The organism is Streptomyces sp. NBC_00986 (assembly GCF_045162565.1).
GTDB lineage: Bacteria > Actinomycetota > Actinomycetes > Streptomycetales > Streptomycetaceae > Streptomyces.
Genome location: NZ_CP108733.1, coordinates 4,430,426 through 4,445,893, shown reverse-complemented (window position 1 = coordinate 4,445,893; position 15,468 = coordinate 4,430,426). Strand labels below are relative to the sequence as shown.

The 15,468-nt window shown below is 69.6% G+C and carries 13 protein-coding genes and 2 tRNA genes; 12 read left to right on the top strand and 3 right to left on the bottom strand.

Going from position 1 to position 15,468, the window contains the following annotated elements:
• The first annotated feature begins 6 nt into the window (after nt 1-6).
• The 4 genes from OG504_RS19155 to OG504_RS19140 all read left to right on the top strand — a co-directional run bounded on the left by OG504_RS19155 (nt 7) and on the right by OG504_RS19140 (nt 3,864).
• A complete protein-coding gene (locus OG504_RS19155) occupies nt 7-603 on the top strand; it encodes a M48 family metallopeptidase (protein ID WP_328679205.1) in 597 nt (198 codons plus the stop codon).
• 113 nt (nt 604-716) lie between these two features.
• Nucleotides 717-2,399, top strand: a complete 1,683-nt coding sequence (locus OG504_RS19150; protein WP_405990906.1) for a TerD family protein — start codon at nt 717-719, stop codon at nt 2,397-2,399.
• Between the two features lie 11 nt (nt 2,400-2,410).
• Nucleotides 2,411-3,091, top strand: coding sequence for an AIM24 family protein (locus OG504_RS19145; RefSeq protein ID WP_405990905.1), 681 nt, complete (start codon nt 2,411-2,413; stop codon nt 3,089-3,091).
• 17 nt (nt 3,092-3,108) lie between these two features.
• Entirely contained in the window at nt 3,109-3,864 is a 756-nt protein-coding gene (locus OG504_RS19140; RefSeq protein WP_033282040.1) for an AIM24 family protein, read from the top strand.
• A gap of 76 nt (nt 3,865-3,940) precedes the next feature.
• Here the strand turns inward: OG504_RS19140 and OG504_RS19135 are convergent, their stop codons facing one another.
• Nucleotides 3,941-4,462: an NUDIX hydrolase gene (locus OG504_RS19135; protein WP_405990904.1), complete on the bottom strand. Its 522-nt coding sequence runs from the start codon at nt 4,460-4,462 to the stop codon at nt 3,941-3,943.
• Nucleotides 4,459-5,898 (bottom strand): zinc-dependent metalloprotease, encoded by a 1,440-nt coding sequence (locus tag OG504_RS19130; protein ID WP_405990903.1) that lies wholly within the window; start codon nt 5,896-5,898, stop codon nt 4,459-4,461. Before OG504_RS19130 ends, OG504_RS19135 begins: the two co-directional genes overlap by 4 nt.
• Nucleotides 5,899-6,090: 192 nt before the next feature.
• On the opposite strand from OG504_RS19130, the gene OG504_RS19125 reads away from it, so the two are divergent.
• From OG504_RS19125 to OG504_RS19110, 4 genes are all read left to right on the top strand, one after another.
• The gene (locus tag OG504_RS19125; protein ID WP_266772347.1) at nt 6,091-7,203 is read left to right on the top strand and encodes an SDR family oxidoreductase; all 1,113 of its coding nucleotides are present in this window, start codon (nt 6,091-6,093) and stop codon (nt 7,201-7,203) included.
• Between the two features lie 112 nt (nt 7,204-7,315).
• Nucleotides 7,316-7,777 (top strand): molybdenum cofactor biosynthesis protein MoaE, encoded by a 462-nt coding sequence (locus OG504_RS19120; protein ID WP_405990902.1) that lies wholly within the window; start codon nt 7,316-7,318, stop codon nt 7,775-7,777.
• 100 nt (nt 7,778-7,877) lie between these two features.
• Complete coding sequence (locus OG504_RS19115; RefSeq protein ID WP_405996644.1) at nt 7,878-8,075, top strand: hypothetical protein; 198 nt, start codon at nt 7,878-7,880, stop codon at nt 8,073-8,075.
• 53 nt (nt 8,076-8,128) lie between these two features.
• A complete protein-coding gene (locus tag OG504_RS19110) occupies nt 8,129-9,226 on the top strand; it encodes a PDZ domain-containing protein (protein WP_405990901.1) in 1,098 nt (365 codons plus the stop codon).
• 105 nt (nt 9,227-9,331) lie between these two features.
• On the opposite strand, the gene OG504_RS19105 is transcribed toward OG504_RS19110, so the two are convergent.
• Nucleotides 9,332-9,874: a PPA1309 family protein gene (locus OG504_RS19105; protein ID WP_405990900.1), complete on the bottom strand. Its 543-nt coding sequence runs from the start codon at nt 9,872-9,874 to the stop codon at nt 9,332-9,334.
• 174 nt (nt 9,875-10,048) lie between these two features.
• Between OG504_RS19105 and OG504_RS19100 the strand changes: the two genes are divergently transcribed.
• From OG504_RS19100 to OG504_RS19085, 4 genes are all read left to right on the top strand, one after another.
• Complete coding sequence (locus OG504_RS19100) at nt 10,049-12,994, top strand: UPF0182 family protein (protein ID WP_405996375.1); 2,946 nt, start codon at nt 10,049-10,051, stop codon at nt 12,992-12,994.
• A gap of 43 nt (nt 12,995-13,037) precedes the next feature.
• A tRNA-Met gene (locus OG504_RS19095) sits at nt 13,038-13,111 on the top strand.
• Nucleotides 13,112-13,316: 205 nt separating this feature from the next.
• Nucleotides 13,317-15,155, top strand: a complete 1,839-nt coding sequence (locus OG504_RS19090) for a tetratricopeptide repeat protein (protein WP_405990899.1) — start codon at nt 13,317-13,319, stop codon at nt 15,153-15,155.
• Between the two features lie 207 nt (nt 15,156-15,362).
• Nucleotides 15,363-15,436, top strand: a tRNA-Met gene (locus tag OG504_RS19085).
• Nucleotides 15,437-15,468 lie beyond the last annotated feature (32 nt).

Below are 15,468 nucleotides of genomic sequence, written 5' to 3'. Positions count from 1 at the left end.
CGTGGCGTGCCCGCCGACCCACTGCACAGCGCCGGAAAACCACAGCGCAGTACGACGAGCCAGCCGCCAAGCGGCTCGGGGGCGAGCGCGATCGAGGTCCGCAGGAGTGCGCGTCGGCGCAGAACGGTCTCCGCGTACCGCGAGGGCGATCGCACCGTCGTGCTCATCCCCGCCCGCATGTCCGAGGCGGAGGAGAAGCGCTGGGTCACCGTCATGCTCGACAAGCTGGCCGCCCAGGAAAGCAAACGCGTGCTGGGCGACGCCGAGCTGTCCGAGCGCGCCGAGCGACTGTCGGCCCAGTACTTCGACGGCCGCGCCCGGCCGACCTCCGTGCGCTGGGTGACCAACCAGAACACGCGCTGGGGCTCCTGCACGCCATCCGAGGGCAGTATTCGCCTCTCCCACCGGCTGCAGGGCATGCCCGAGTACGTCGTCGACTACGTGCTGCTGCACGAGCTGGCGCATCTCCTGGTGCCCGGACACGGGCCGCGGTTCTGGCGGCTCCTGGAGGCGTATCCGCGGACCGAGCGGGCCAAGGGCTACCTCGAAGGCGTGGTCGCGGCCGAGCGGCTGCCCCATCCGCCGGGCGCCCGCGACGAGTGAGGCCCTCTTGTGGGGGATTGTGTACCGGGTCTGTACCGACTTCCTCCGGTGTCAGTGATTGCCGTTAGCCTGGCGCGACTCACTTGCATCGGGATGGGGGACGGTCGTTACGCATGGCCAGGGAATTCCAACGCGGCCACAAGGCCAAGATCAGTGACCTCACCGCGGGCACGGATCTGTACGTAGGTGTGCAGATCACCGGCCCCGGACTGACGTTCGACATCAGCTGCTTCGGCCTCGACGCCGAGGAGCGGCTCTCGGACGACCGGTACTTCGTGTTCTTCAACCAGCCGAAGTCCCCCGAGGAGTCCATCCAGCTCCTGGGTGCCCAGGCGGGCGACTCGGAGTCCTTCCGGGTCACGCTCGACAAGATCCCGCCGCAGATCCACAAGCTGGCGTTCACGGCGACGCTCGACGGCGCCGGGCAGATGTCGCAGATCGCCCCCGGGTACGTCCGTATCGTCGCGGGTGGCGAGGAGGTGGCCCGCTATTCGTTCAGCGGTTCGGAGTTCACCACCGAGCGGGCCGTGATGCTGGGCGACTTCTACCTGAAGGACGTCTGGCGGTTCGCGGCCGTCGGCCAGGGCTTCGACGGCGGCCTCGAAGCGCTGCTGAAGAACTTCGGCGGCGAGGTCGCCGAGGAGGAGACCCCCGAGCCGCAGCAGGCGCAGCCCGCGCCGCCGCAGTCCGGTGCCGCCCCCGGCTTCGCCCCGCCAGCGTTCGGCGCCCCCGCGGCTCCGGCACCCGCCCCGGCCCCCCAGCCCGTCGCGCAGGGGTACACACCCCCGCCGGCGCCCGCGCCCTCCGTGCATGCCGCGCCGACCATCATCGCGCCCATGACCCCGCCCGGGGCGGGCACCGTGCCGCCCCCGGGTCCCGTGCCCGCGCCCTACGGTCAGCCGCAGGCGCCGTACGGACAGCAGGCCCCCGGCCAGACCCCGCCTCCGCCGCCCGGCTACGCGCAGCCCCAGGCCCCGCACGCGCCGGGTCCGCCGCCCGGGTACGGTCAGCCGACTCCGCCCCCCGGCTACGGCCAGCCGCCCGCGCCTCCCGGCTACGGGCAGCAACAGCCTCCCTTCGGGCAGGTCCCGGGCCAGGCCGCCGGCTACGGAGTGCCCCAGGGCTCTCCCCAGGGCGCCGGTGTGTCGGCCGCGCTGGAGAAGTTCAAGGAGACGCCCACCGGGCAGCGCTGGACGCAGCAGAACAAGAAGCTCATCCGCGTCGACCTCGGCATCGGCGGCCAGCCCGTGCTGGCCCGTCAGGGCAGCATGGTGCTCTACCAGGGCAAGGTCGACTTCGGCTACAAGGGCGCCGGATTCGCCGGACGGATCGTGGGCAACGCGACCGGCCAGGAGATGCAGCTGATGCGCTGCACGGGCCAGGGCCAGGTGTTCCTCGCCGAGAACTCGACCAACCTGCACCCCGTCGAGCTCCAGGGGGACGCGATCTGCGTCTCCGCCGAGAACGTCCTCGCCTTCGACGAGAGCCTCCAGCACGAGGTCAGACGCATCGAGGGACACGGCATCCCCGGGGGCGCGCTGTTCACGATGCAGTTCCAGGGGACCGGCACCGTTGTCGTGAAGACCCACGGCGAGCCCGTCGTCCTGCCGGTCACGCCGACCACGTTCGCCGACTGCAACGCGGTCGTCGCCTGGTCCGCGGCCGCCCAGGTGATCGTCTCCAGCCAGGTCCGGATGCGCCGCAACGCGTACCCCGGAGACACCGGGGAGAGCGTCAACCTGCAGTTCCGGGCCGCCCCCGGAAACTTCATCGTCGTCCAGCCGTACGAGGTCTGAGGGAGCCCGTCATGAACCAGCCGCTCGCGGGCTACGCCCCCGCACCCGTTTCCGCCCGCATGGAGAACCACGGCAACAACATGCTGAAGGTCGCCATGCAGACCGGAAGCGACCTCTTCGCGCGCGTGGGCTCGATGATCGCCTACGAAGGCTTCATCCAGTACGAGCCCAACCCGCCGGCCGTGCGCCAGATCGCGCGCGACTGGATGACCGGCGAGGGCGCGCCCCTGATGAAGTGCTCCGGGGACGGACTGCTCTACCTCGCCGACTACGGCGCCGACGTCGTCGTGATCAACCTCAACGGCGACGGGATCTCCGTCAACGCCACCAACCTGCTCGCCTTCGACGCCCACCTCACCTGGGGCGTGGAGCGGGTCAAGGGGCTGGCGAAGTTCGCAGGCCAGGGCCTGTGGAACACCAAGATCACCGGCCAGGGCTGGGTCGCGCTGACCTCCCGCGGCAAGCCGATCGTCGTCGACTGCGGCGGCGGCGAGGACGAGACGTACGTCGACCCGGACGCGCTCGTCGCCTGGTCCCCGAACCTCAAGGTGAAGGGCAAGCGCAGCTTCAAGGCGCAGTCGCTGATCGGGCGCGGCAGCGGCGAGGCCTACCAGATGGCCTTCTCCGGGACGGGCTTCGTCGTCGTCCAGCCCAGCGAGGACAGCACCGACCGTCTCCGGTTCCGGGGCTGAGGGGGGAACACGACACCATGCAGAGCCCGCTTTTCGCGTTCAACGACTCGCAGTCCCAGGACCGCTACAGCCTGCAGAACAAGCAGATGCTGCGCATCGTCCTGGAGGGCCACGACGACATCCTCGCCCGCAAGGGCACGATGGTCGCCTACCAGGGGCTCGTCGAGTTCGACGCCGAGTACCAGAACACCCAGCAGGCCTACGCGCGTGCGGCCACCGGCGAGGGCCTCAGCCTGATGCGCTGCCACGGGCAGGGCACGGTCTTCCTCGCCAACCTCGCCCAGCACATCCACGTAGTGGATGTGGAACAGGACGGCCTGACCGTCGACAGCAGCTACGTCCTCGCGATGGACTCCTCGCTGCACCACGAGGTCATCGCCGTGGACAGCCAGTACGGCATCTCCGGCTCCGGGAAGTACCAGCTCAACATCACCGGCCGCGGCAAGGTCGCCCTTATGACCTCGGGCGCGCCCCTGATGATGCAGGTCACGCCCGACAAGTACGTCAACTGCGACGCCGACGCCATCGTCGCCTGGTCCACCGGCCTGCGCGTTCAGATGCAGGCCCAGACGCACTCCTCCGGGGTGTGGCGGCGCCGCGGCAACACCGGTGAGGGCTGGGAGCTGAGCTTCATGGGCAGCGGTTACGCGCTCGTCCAGCCCAGCGAACTGCTCCCGCCGCAGAACGCCGCGATCGGCCAGGGCCTCGCCGCCCAGTTCGGCATGGGCCAGCAGGGCGTGCACGCCCAGAACCAGGGCAACGCCTGGAGCTGACCGTCCGGAAAACCAACGTAAGGGGCGCCCGCAGTCGCGGGCGCCCCTTACACGTTCAACGCTTCCCCCACCCCGCTCAGAGCCTGGCGCGCGTCGCCTCCAGCAGCCGTAGGACCGACTCGTCCGCTACGGCAGCCACCTCGTCGTAGGGGAACCAGCGCAGGTCGAGGGACTCGTCGCTGATCTCCTGGACGGCGCCCGGAGCTGCCACGGCCGCGTACTGGACGTCGTAGTGGAAGTGGCACGGTGCCGGGATGCGATGGAGGTCGAGGCGGACCGGGCCGCCTGGCAGCAGTGTCAGTCCGGTGATGCCCGACTCCTCCGTGGCCTCGCGCAGGGCCGCCGCCTCCAGGGAGGTGTCCTCCGGCTCGCAGTGGCCGCCCATCTGGAGCCACATCCGCAGCTTCTTGTGCAGGGTGAGCAGCACGCGACCCTGCTCGGGGTCGATCACCAGGGCGCTCGCCGTCACGTGCCCGGTGTGGCAGGACTTCCACATGCCGTCCGGGTGGGCGGCCAGGTGGTCCAGGTAGGCCTGGCGCAGGTCCGTCTGGTCCTCGTAGCTCTTCAGTACGAGGACCGCGTCGTCGTACAGGCTCACTCGGTGTCGTCGTCCTTGGAGTCCTCGTCCTTCGTCAGGTTCGGCTTCTCCGCGGTGCCGCTCGCCGCCTCGCCGAGCATCTTGTCCAGCTCGGAGAAGTCCAGCTGCTCGCGGTGCACGAAGCCGTCCGGGTCGTCCAGGTCCGAGGCCGTCGGCAGCATGTCCGGGTGGGCCCACAGACCGTCCCGGCCGTCGACACCGCGCGCGTCCGTGAGCGAGGCCCACAGGCGGGAGGCGTCACGCAGTCGGCGCGGGCGCAGTTCAAGGCCGATCAGCGTGGCGAACGTCTGCTCGGCGGGACCACCCGTCGCACGACGGCGCCGCAGGGTCTCGCGCAACGCGTCGGCGGACGTCAGACGCGGCTTCGCGGCCGCGTGGACCACCGCGTCGACCCAGCCCTCGACGAGCGCCAGAGCCGTCTCCAGACGGGCCAGGGCGGCCTTCTGCTCCGGTGTGTCCTCCGGCTGGAACATGCCCTGCTGGAGGGCGTCCTGCAACTGCTCCGGGTTCGCCGGGTCGAACTGGCCGACCACGTCCTCCAGCTTCGCGGTGTCGACCTTGATCCCGCGCGCGTACCCGTCGACCGCGCCGTACAGGTGCGAGCGCAGCCACGGCACGTGCGCGAACAGGCGCTGGTGGGCCGCCTCGCGCAGAGCGAGGTAGAGCCGCACCTCCTCCTGCGGGACGCCCAGGTCCTTGCCGAAGGCCTCGATGTTCAGCGGCAGCAGCGCGGCCTTGCCGACCGGGCCGAGCGGCAGACCGATGTCGGTCGAGCCGACGACCTCGCCCGCGAGGGTGCCCACGGCCTGCCCGATCTGCGTGCCGAACATGGCGCCGCCCATCGAGCGCATCATGCCGATCAGCGGGCCCGCCATGGCCTGCATCTCCTCCGGCAGGACGTCACCCATGGCCGCGCCGACGCGCTCGGCGACCGGGTCCACGAGCTCCTTCCAGGCCGGAAGGGTGGCCTCGACCCACTCCGCGCGGGACCACGCCACGGCGGTGCCCGCGCCGGACGGCAGCGACGTCGCGTCGTCCAGCCACAGGTCGGCCAGGCGCACCGCCTCCTCGACCGCGCTGCGGTCGGCGGGGCCGATGCTCGCGTCCTTGACGCCGTCCTGCGTGCCCTGGGAGACCGTCTGGCGGGCGATCTGCTTGGCCATGTCCCAGTTCACCGGGCCGCCCTCGTACGAGAGCATCTGGCCCAGCTGCTGGAACGCGGCGCCCAGGTCATTGGGGTTCAGCGAGCCGAACATGGCTGCGAGCGGATTGTCCGCGCCGGGGCCGCCAAAGCCCCCGGCACCTGGCAGGCCGCCAAAACCGAACGGGTTGGCCGGTCCCTGACCACCACCGCTCTCCTGGTCCTTCTTCTTGCCCTCGTCGCCGTCGTCCGGCTCCTCCGGCGGAAGGCCGAATCCGAATGGGGTGTCACTCACGGGATTCCTCGGCTGTTAAGGCCGCCGGTTCTCTCCGACGGCGCGACTGCCCTTCAACACCACCCAGCGTAGACACCGCGGGCCGATCGGGCCTCAGTGCTTCGCCGAGACCCGGCCTGCGGCAGGATGGATGCCACCTGGTCCGGACGCGTCACGCGCATCCGTACTGAAGACAACCGCTGGAGACGCCCGGTGAGTTCCCCAGATCCGCAGGTTCGCGCAGCGCGAAACCACTCAACCAGTCCCGCCGTGCGCGGGCCCGTCGTCGCGGTCACCGGCGCCGCGTCCGGGATCGGGGCGCTGCTGACCGAGCGGCTCGCCGCCTCCGAGGAGATCAAGCAGGTCATCGCCATCGACGAGCGGCGCGGCGAGTGCGCGGCGGCGCAGTGGCACATCCTCGACGTACGGGATCCGGCCATCGCGGAGAAGCTGCGCGGCGCGGACGTCGTCGTCCATCTGGCGCTCGACCTCGATCTGGAGACCGACCCGGCCGCCCGTTCGGCGTACAACGTGCGGGGGACGCAGACCGTGCTGACCGCGGCCGCGGCGGCCGGCGTCCACCGGGTCGTGCTGTGCACCTCGGCGATGGTCTACGGAGCGCTGCCCGACAACGAACTGCCGCTGTCGGAGGACGCCGAACTGCGCGCCACCGCCGAGGCCACCGGCGTCGGCGACCTGCTCGAGGTCGAGCGTCTCGCACGGCGCGCGCCCCGGGCGCATCCCGGGCTCAACGTGACCGTCGTCCGCCCCGGAGTGCTCGTCGGCGGCACCGACACCGCGCTGACCAGGTACTTCGAGTCACCCCGGCTGCTGGTGGTGGCCGGGTCGCGGCCCGCCTGGCAGTTCTGCCACGTCGAGGACCTGTGCAGCGCCCTGGAGTACGCCGTCCTGGAGAAGGTCGAGGGCGAGCTTGCAGTCGGGTGCGACGGATGGCTGGAGCAGGAGGAGGTCGAGGAGCTCAGCGGGATCCGCCGCATGGAGCTGCCCTCCGCGGTCGCGCTCGGCGCGGCGGCCCGGCTGCACCGCATCGGGCTCACCCCGTCCCCGGCCGGCGACCTCGCGTACACGATGTACCCCTGGGTGGTGAGCGGGAGCCGGCTGCACGACGCGGGCTGGCGGCCGCAGTGGACCAACGAGGAAGTGCTCGCGGAGCTGCTGGAGGAGGTCTCCGGGCGGCACACGGTCGTCGGGCGACGGCTCGGCCGCAAGGACGCGACGGCGGCGGGTGCCGCGGGCGCGACGGTCGCACTGCTGGGCGCGGCGGCGGTCGTACGACGGGCACGGAAGGCCCGGCGGCGGATCTGACCCGTTCCCCGGTCGGGAGTCACCCTCCTGTAGGAGGCTCCAAGTCCCCACACGCGTGTGCCTGGTGAAAGTGCTATTCCTCGCTGTCCGCGAGGTGCGGCACGATGGAGGCATGGCACCCACGATCGACCATCCCGGTGAGCAGGCCGCGCAGGATCCCATCAAGCTGATCGGGATCCGGGAGACGCCGCTCTCCGTGGACGAGGTCTTCCGGGCCGTGGGGGACGACGCGGCCGGTGGGATGGCCCTCTTCGTGGGGACCGTGCGCAACCACGACGGCGGGGCCGACGTCGACGAGCTGGGGTACTCGGCCCACCCCAGTGCCGAGGACGAGATGCGGCGCGTCGCCGAGAAGGTCGTCGCGGAGTATCCGGTACGGGCGCTCGCCGCCGTCCACCGTGTGGGGGATCTCGGCATCGGGGACCTCGCGGTCGTCGTCGGCGTGTCCTGTCCGCACCGGGGCGATGCCTTCGAGGCCTGCCGGAAGCTGATCGACGACCTCAAGCACGAGGTGCCCATCTGGAAGCACCAGAAGTTCTCCGACGGCACCGAGGAGTGGGTCGGCGCCTGTTGACGCACGATCACGCGCCTGTCGTCCGCCGCCCTCCGGTTGCGTAACCGCCCCCCGGGCACGAGCGTTGTCAGTGGGGCTGGCTAATCTGCTGATCAGTCAGTTGAGGTCACTCATCCGGGGTTGGGAGGTCGGCATGGCGGCACTCGCCTGGTTGTTGATTCCGCTGGCGGCTGCGATAGGTGCCGGCGTGTGGGGAAGTTGGGCCAACCGGACCCGCAGGATGCGCAGCGACGGCCCGGAACTGGACGGCTATGCCCGGTTCCGCGAGGCCATGGAGAAGTCCCACTCCGGCACATGATCGGAAGGCGGCCCTGACGGTGCGCTGACAGACGCGTCCCGTACTGTCGTGCCATGCCACGCCGCACCGCGACGATGCTCGCCTCCACCCTGATGCTGATCGCGCTCTTGTGCGCGGGAGTCCTCATCAACGTCCCGTACGCGGAGATGTCGCCGGGCCCGACGGTGAACACGCTCGGGGACCACGACGGCGAGCCGGTACTGCAGATCAACGGGCGCAAGACCTACCCGACGACCGGTCACCTGAACATGACGACGGTCCGCGTCACCAGCGCCGACTACAACATGAACCTCATCGAGGCCGTGTACGGCTGGCTCGCCCACGACGACAAGATCGTTCCGCACGACACGCTGTACCCCGACGGCAAGACGGAGCAGCAGTCGACCCAGGAGAACGCCGAGGAGTTCAGCCAGTCCCAGGAGAGCGCCAAGGTCGCCGCCCTGGACCAGCTGGGTGTCCCGGTGAAGTCCTGGGTGATCGTCTCGACGGTCGTCAAGGGCACCCCGGCCGAGGGCAAGCTGCACGCCGGTGACGTCATCAAGGCCGTCGACGGTACGGCGGTGAAGCAGCCCGACGACGTCGCGAAGCTGGTCACCAAGCACAAGCCCGGCGAGAACGTCGTGTTCACGATCGTGCCCGCCAAGGAGCAGGCCGCCGCCGTGAAGGCGAACAAGACGGCCACCGCGACGAAGAACATCACGATCACCACCGCGACCTCCGACGACACCGGCACGAAGCGCGCCATCGTCGGTATCTCCGCCGGAACCGATCACACGTTCCCGTTCACCATCGACATCAAGCTCGCCGACGTCGGCGGCCCCAGCGCCGGCCTGATGTTCGCGCTCGGCATCTACGACAAGCTCACCCCGGGCGACCTCACCGGCGGCAAGTTCGTCGCGGGCACCGGCACGATCGACGACGACGGCAAGGTCGGCCCGATCGGCGGCATCTCGATGAAGACGGTCGGCGCGCGCAGCAAGGGCGCCCAGTACTTCCTGACGCCCGCCGACAACTGTGCTGAAGCTGCCAAGGACACCCCCAGTGGCCTCAGGCTCGTCAAGGTCGACACCATCAAGGACGCGATCAGCGACCTCAAGCTGATCAACAGCGGCAAGACCGACGACCTCCCGAAGTGCAGCACCAAGAGCTGAACGACCCCCTTCTTAAGAAGACCTCGCCTACGACTCCGGGGGCGCCCTGACACAGAGGGCGCCCCCGGAGTCGTACCCGAGGAACCGCAGTCGTAGCGGACGGCGTCAGTCCTCGAAGGTCGCCGACAGGGCCTCCGCGAGGCCGGGGACCAGGGCGCCGCCCGTGAGGACCTCCGTGGGGGAGTCCTTCTCGCGCAGGCGCAGGGCCGAGTCGCGGGTGCCGTCGCGCAGGACCGCGACCGTCATCCGGACCTCCTGACGGTCCGGGTGCTGGGCGACCCACTCGGTGAGCTTCTTCCCGCTCAAGCCCTCCGGGACGGAGGCCTCGGCGGACGGCGGCAGCATCAGGCGCTCGACGGTGAGCGCGCAGCCGGCCACCGCGTCGGGCCAGGCGATCGTGCCGAGGAACTCGTCCAGCGGCTTTCCGGCCGGAATCTCCTCCTGCTCGATCGGGGTGAGAGCGGTGGTCTCGGGCTCGTCCCGCAGGCCGAGTTGGGCCGCGAGGCCGGGTTCCTGGGCCCGCAGCCGCGCGGTGTCTACCAGGGCGAAGAGGCGAGCGGGCTGGTCCCAGCCGAGCCCGGCGGCGTACTCGTCGATCTCGAGTACGGCCCGGGTGAGGGGGTTCGCTGCCATGGGAGTGTTGGACATGGTCACAATCCTGCCTCGTTCATGGCCGGAATCGGGAACCGAGTAAACGGTGAGTAAGTTGCATAGGTGTGGGCCCGCGATCACGTGGGGCTACGGAGGGCCCTCGACACCGGGGACCTGACGCAACGACAGCGACCAACAGCGAACTTCGAGGTGCGCACCTTGGCTTTCCAGATGCCGGACCGCGGCGGAGGCCCGACAGGGCCGCGGATCAGAGTGGGCCGCCCGTCCCGGCGCGTCCGGACTTTGCTCATGACACTGGGCGTCCTTGCCGTACTCGGCATGGCGTTCACGATGTTCGCGGGCTTCTGGACGGACTGGCTCTGGTACCGGTCGGTGCATTACTCGTCCGTGTTCACCACCACCCTGACGACGAAGATCGGGCTGTTCTTCGTCTTCGGCCTTCTGATGGCGGCCGCGGTGGGCGTGAACATCTGGCTGGCGCACCGCCTGCGCCCGCCGCTCAGCGCGATGTCGATGGAGCAGCAGAGCCTCGACCGCTACCGGATGGGCATCGCCCCGTACAAGAAGTGGCTGCTTCTGGCGATCACCGCTCTGGTCGGGCTGATCGCGGGGGCGTCCGCGTCCAGTCAGTGGCGGGTCTGGCTGATGTGGGTCAACGGAGTGCCCTTCCACCAGAAGGACCCGCAGTTCCACCTCGACGTGTCCTTCTACGCGTTCGACCTGCCCTGGTACCGCTTCCTGCTCGGCTTCGGCTTCGCCGCCGCGATCCTCTCGCTGCTCGCCGCAGCGCTGACGCACTACCTGTACGGCGGCCTGCGCATCACCAGCCCGGGCGCGCGCGCCACGGCCGCGGCCACCGGGCATCTGTCGGTGCTGCTCGGCATCTTCGTCGCGCTCAAGGCGGTGGCCTACTGGCTCGACCGGTACGGACTCGCCGTGAAGTCCAGCGACTTCAAGGCGACCGGTGACTGGACGGGCCTGAGATACGTCGACGCGAACGCGTATCTGCCGGCCAAGACGATCCTGTTCTGCATCGCCGTCATCTGCGCGCTGCTGTTCTTCGCCACCCTGTGGCGGCGCACCTGGCAGCTGCCCGTCATCGGCTTCGGCCTGATGGTGCTCTCCGCGATCCTCATCGGCGGCCTGTACCCGGCGATCGTCCAGAAGTTCACGGTCCAGCCGAACGAGCAGGCCAAGGAAGCCCCGTACGTCCAGAAGAACCTCAAGGCGACGCGCGAGGCCTACGGCATCGACGACACCAAGGTCACGGAGTACTCGGGGACGAGCACCACCAAGGACAAGACCAAGCTGCGCTCCGACGTCGACTCCACGGCGAGCATCCGGATCGTGGACCCGAACGTCGTGTCGCCCACGTTCCAGCAGCTCCAGCAGATCAGGAACTACTACGCGTTCCCGACCAACCTGGATGTCGACCGCTACAGCGAGGACGGCAAGGACCAGGACACGGTCATCGGTCTGCGTGAGCTGAACCTCAACGGCATCCCGAAGAACAACTGGATCAACGACCACTTCCGCTACACGCACGGCTACGGCGTGGTCGCCGCCAAGGGCACCGAGGTCGACTCCGAGGGCCGCCCGGTCTTCACCGAGTCCGATCTGCCGTCCACGGGTGACCTCGGGACGTACAAGCAGCAGATCTACTACGGCGAGAAGACCACCACGTACTCGATCGTCGGCGGTCCCCAGAAGGAGATCGACTACTCCGACGACAGCGGCGAGAAGACCACCAGCTACACCGGCAAGAGCGGGGTCAACCTCTCCAACCCGCTCAACCGGGCCGCGTACGCGGTGGCGTTCAACGAGCCGCAGATCCTGTACTCCGGTGCGATCGGCGAGGGTTCGCGGATCCTGTACAACCGCACGCCCAAGGAGCGCGTCGAGGCGGTGGCGCCCTGGTTGACCATCGACGGTGACGCCTACCCGGCGGTCGTGGACGGCCGTATCCAGTGGATCGTCGACGCGTACACGACGAGCAACGGATACCCGTACGCCTCGCGTACGACCCTCGGCGACACCACGGCGGACTCGCTGACGGCGACGAACAACAACCGCGCGGTGGTGGCCCAGCAGAACCAGGTCAACTACATCCGCAACTCGGTGAAGGCGACCGTCGACGCGTACACCGGTGCCGTCAAGCTCTACCAGTGGGACACCGAGGACCCGGTCCTGAAGACCTGGATGAAGGCGTTCCCGAACACGGTCGAGCCCAAGAAGGACATCTCGTCCTCGCTGATGGCCCATCTCCGGTACCCGCAGGACCTGTTCAAGGTCCAGCGCGAACTCCTCACCCGCTACCACGTGACGGACGCGCAGACGTTCCTCAGCGGCAGCGAGGTGTGGCAGGTCCCGAACGACCCGACGAACCAGTCCAACAGTGCGGTGCCGCCGTACTACTTGAGCATGAAGATGCCGGACCAGTCCGCGCAGGCCTTCTCGTTGACGACGACGTTCACACCGAACGGCAGAGACAACCTCAGCGCCTTCATGGCCGTCGACTCCGAGGCAGGCACCCCGGACTACGGCAAGATCAGAATCCTGAAGCTGCCGACCAGTACGACCGTCGGCGGGCCTAAACAGGTGCAGAGCGCCTTCAACTCCCAACAGGACATCGCCGAATCCATCAAGCTGCTCAAGGGCGGCGACTCCGACATCGAGTACGGCAACCTGCTGACGGTGCCGCTCGACGGGGGACTGCTGTACGTGGAGCCCGTCTACGTACGCGGTGGTGGACTCAAGTACCCGCTCCTGCGCAAGGTGTTGGTGGCCTACGGGAACAAGACCGCCTTCGAGGACACCCTGGACGAGGGGTTGAACAAGGTCTTCGGCGCGGAGAGCACCACGACTCCGCCACCGGACGAGACCACCACTCCACCGACGTCCAGCAACCCCACGGTCCAGGCCGCGTTGACCGACGCCCAGAAGGCATTCGACGCCGGGCAACAGGCGTTGAAGAAGGGCGACTGGGAGGCGTACGGGCAGGCGCAGAAGGATCTCCAGTCCGCGCTGCAGCGGGCCGAGGACGCGCAGGCCGCGGCCGACAAGAGCAAGAACGGCAGCGGTAGCAGCGGCAAGAGCAGCAGTAGTCCTAGTCCCAGTAAGAGTCCGAGTCCGAGCAGCAGCCCCAGTAGCGGATAGGGAAAAGCCCACTTCACGCCGTGGTACGGTTGCAACACAACGGCGCGGGGTGGAGCAGCTCGGTAGCTCGCTGGGCTCATAACCCAGAGGTCGCAGGTTCAAATCCTGTCCCCGCTACTGAACGCGAAGGCCCGGATCCTTTAAGGATCCGGGCCTTCGCGCTGTGCGAACGCATGTGCCGACGAGGGTGACGGCCGTGCCGCCGGGGCGAGTTGGTGAAACCGTGTTTGTGTTGTCTCTCTGTGGGCATGTCGACAAAACGCTGTAGAGACCTCACTGGCTGCGGTATACCAGGTGTACCCAGGTTGCAGGTGGTGCGACGATGGACGTTATGGGGGACAAGGCAACTCTGTTGGATACAGGGCGTTTTGTGCAGCCTTCCGACCGGGACGAGACCGGTGACGGGGAGGCTGTCGACGAGGCACGCACACGGCTCGCCGCACAGGCCGGCGACGTCGAGGCGACGAGTGTCCTCGGAGCGATGCTGCTGCGCCGCGGTGATCTCGACGGAGCCGAGCCCCTGCTGCGTGCCGCCACCGCCGAGGGCGACCGGGCCGCGGCCAACAACCTCGGCGTCCTCCTGCACCAGCGCGGATACACCGACGACGCCGCCGGCTGGTGGCGGATCGCCGCCGTGGCGGGATCCGCAGCCGCCGCGCACGCGCTCGGCCGATACCACCGCGAGCGCGGCGACGAACCCGCCGCCGAGTACTGGCTGCGCCAGTCCGCCGAACAGGGCCACGCGCTGGGCGCGTATGCGCTCGCCGATCTGCTGGAGCACCGCGGGGACACCGCGGCCGAGCAGTGGATGCGGTCCGCCGCCGAGCGCGGGCACCGCGAGGCCGCCTATCGGCTTGCGCGGGCGCTTGATCGTCGGGCGCCGCACGAGGACGAGGGTGGGGCTGACAACGGTGTCGGGTCGGCGCCCGGAGCCCCGGAGACCTCAGGGGACCCCGGGAACGAGGCCGAGCAGTGGTACCGGCAGGCCGCCGCGCGCGGGCATCAGCGGGCCGCGCTGCAGCTCGGGGCGATCCTGGAGCGGCGGGGCGAGCTCAAGGAGGCCGGGCGCTGGTACCTGACGTCCGCGAAGGACGGGGAGGCGCGGGCCGCCTGCGCGCTCGGGTTCCTGCTGCGCGACGCCGGCGACACCGAGAGCGCCGCCGTGTGGTGGCTCCGGGCCGCCCAGGACGGCGACGGCAACGCGGCCAACGCGCTGGGCGCGCTGCACGCCGAGCGCGGTGAGACGCAGACCGCCGAGCGGTGGTACCGGGCCGCGATGGACGCCGGGGACGTGAACGGCGCGTACAACCTCGGGCTCCTGTGCGCCGAGCAGACGCGTACCGCGCAGGCCGAGCAGTGGTACCGGCGGGCCGCCTACGCCGGGCACCGGGAGGCCGCCAACGCGCTGGCCGTGCTGCTGCTCCAGGGTGGCGACGCGACCGGGGCCGAGCCGTGGTTCTCCAAGGCCGCGGAGGCCGGGAGCGTGGACGCGGCGTTCAACCTCGGGATTCTCTTCGCCGGGCGGGGTGAGGAGGGCGTCGCGCTGCCCTGGTACGAGCGGGCCGCCGCTGCCGGGCACACGGAGGCGGCGTTGCAGGTCGGGATCGCCCGGCTTCGGGACGGGGACGAGCGGGAGGCCGAGCGGCATCTGCGGTGTGCGGCCGGTGGGGGCAGTGCGGAGGCCGCGTACCGGCTGGCCTCGGTGCTTGACGCCCGGCGGCCGCCTGCGCCCGCGCATGAGCTGGGTGAGCAGGTGCATGAGAAGACCGAGTGCGAGGAGTGGTACGAGCGGGCGGCTTCTCAGGGGCATCGGCGGGCGCAGGTTCGGGTCGGGATGCTGGCCGCTGCGCGGGGCGATGTCGTCGAGGCGGCTCGGTGGTACCGGGAGGCTGCCGAGGCCGGGTCTCGTAACGGGGCTTTCAATCTTGGGCTGTTGCTTGCCCGGGAGGGGAGTGAGCCTGAGGCTGCCGTGTGGTGGGCTCGGGCCGCTGATGCGGGGCATGGGCGGGCGGCGTTGCGGCTGGCCCTGGTGTACGCGCGTCGGGGGGAGCTGGCCGAGGGACAGCGGTGGGCTGATCGGGCGGTGACGCTGGGGCCCCGGGAGGTTTCCGAGCGGGCGGCTCGGTTGCGGGATGCGTTGCGGCAGGAGTTGACGGCGTAGTTTTTCGCCCCCGCCGCCCCTACCCGTCCCATCACTGGGAGCTGCCGCCCCCAGGCCCCCGCTTCGGCCTGGACGGCCTCGTCCTCAAACGCCGGACGGGCTGAGTGAAGCCGGCCTGCGCTCAAAAGTGACGCTGTGAAGCTGGCCTGGGTTGATAAGCGATTTGCTTCTGTCCGGTCGTCTGACGTAGCGTTGCAATCACAACGGCGCGGGGTGGAGCAGCTCGGTAGCTCGCTGGGCTCATAACCCAGAGGTCGCAGGTTCAAATCCTGTCCCCGCTACTGAAGGCCGAGGGCCGGAACCCGAAAGGGTT

What these genes read in the sequence shown, in the direction of transcription:
- OG504_RS19150 (WP_405990906.1), top strand. Translation starts at nt 717, where the DNA reads ATGGCCAGGGAATTCCAACGCGGCCACAAGGCCAAGATCAGTGACCTC.
- OG504_RS19145 (WP_405990905.1), top strand. Translation starts at nt 2,411, where the DNA reads ATGAACCAGCCGCTCGCGGGCTACGCCCCCGCACCCGTTTCCGCCCGC.
- OG504_RS19140 (WP_033282040.1), top strand. Translation starts at nt 3,109, where the DNA reads ATGCAGAGCCCGCTTTTCGCGTTCAACGACTCGCAGTCCCAGGACCGC.
- OG504_RS19120 (WP_405990902.1), top strand. Translation starts at nt 7,316, where the DNA reads ATGGCACCCACGATCGACCATCCCGGTGAGCAGGCCGCGCAGGATCCC.
- OG504_RS19110 (WP_405990901.1), top strand. Translation starts at nt 8,129, where the DNA reads ATGCCACGCCGCACCGCGACGATGCTCGCCTCCACCCTGATGCTGATC.
- OG504_RS19105 (WP_405990900.1), bottom strand. Translation starts at nt 9,874, where the DNA reads ATGTCCAACACTCCCATGGCAGCGAACCCCCTCACCCGGGCCGTACTC.
- OG504_RS19100 (WP_405996375.1), top strand. Translation starts at nt 10,049, where the DNA reads ATGCCGGACCGCGGCGGAGGCCCGACAGGGCCGCGGATCAGAGTGGGC.
- OG504_RS19090 (WP_405990899.1), top strand. Translation starts at nt 13,317, where the DNA reads ATGGACGTTATGGGGGACAAGGCAACTCTGTTGGATACAGGGCGTTTT.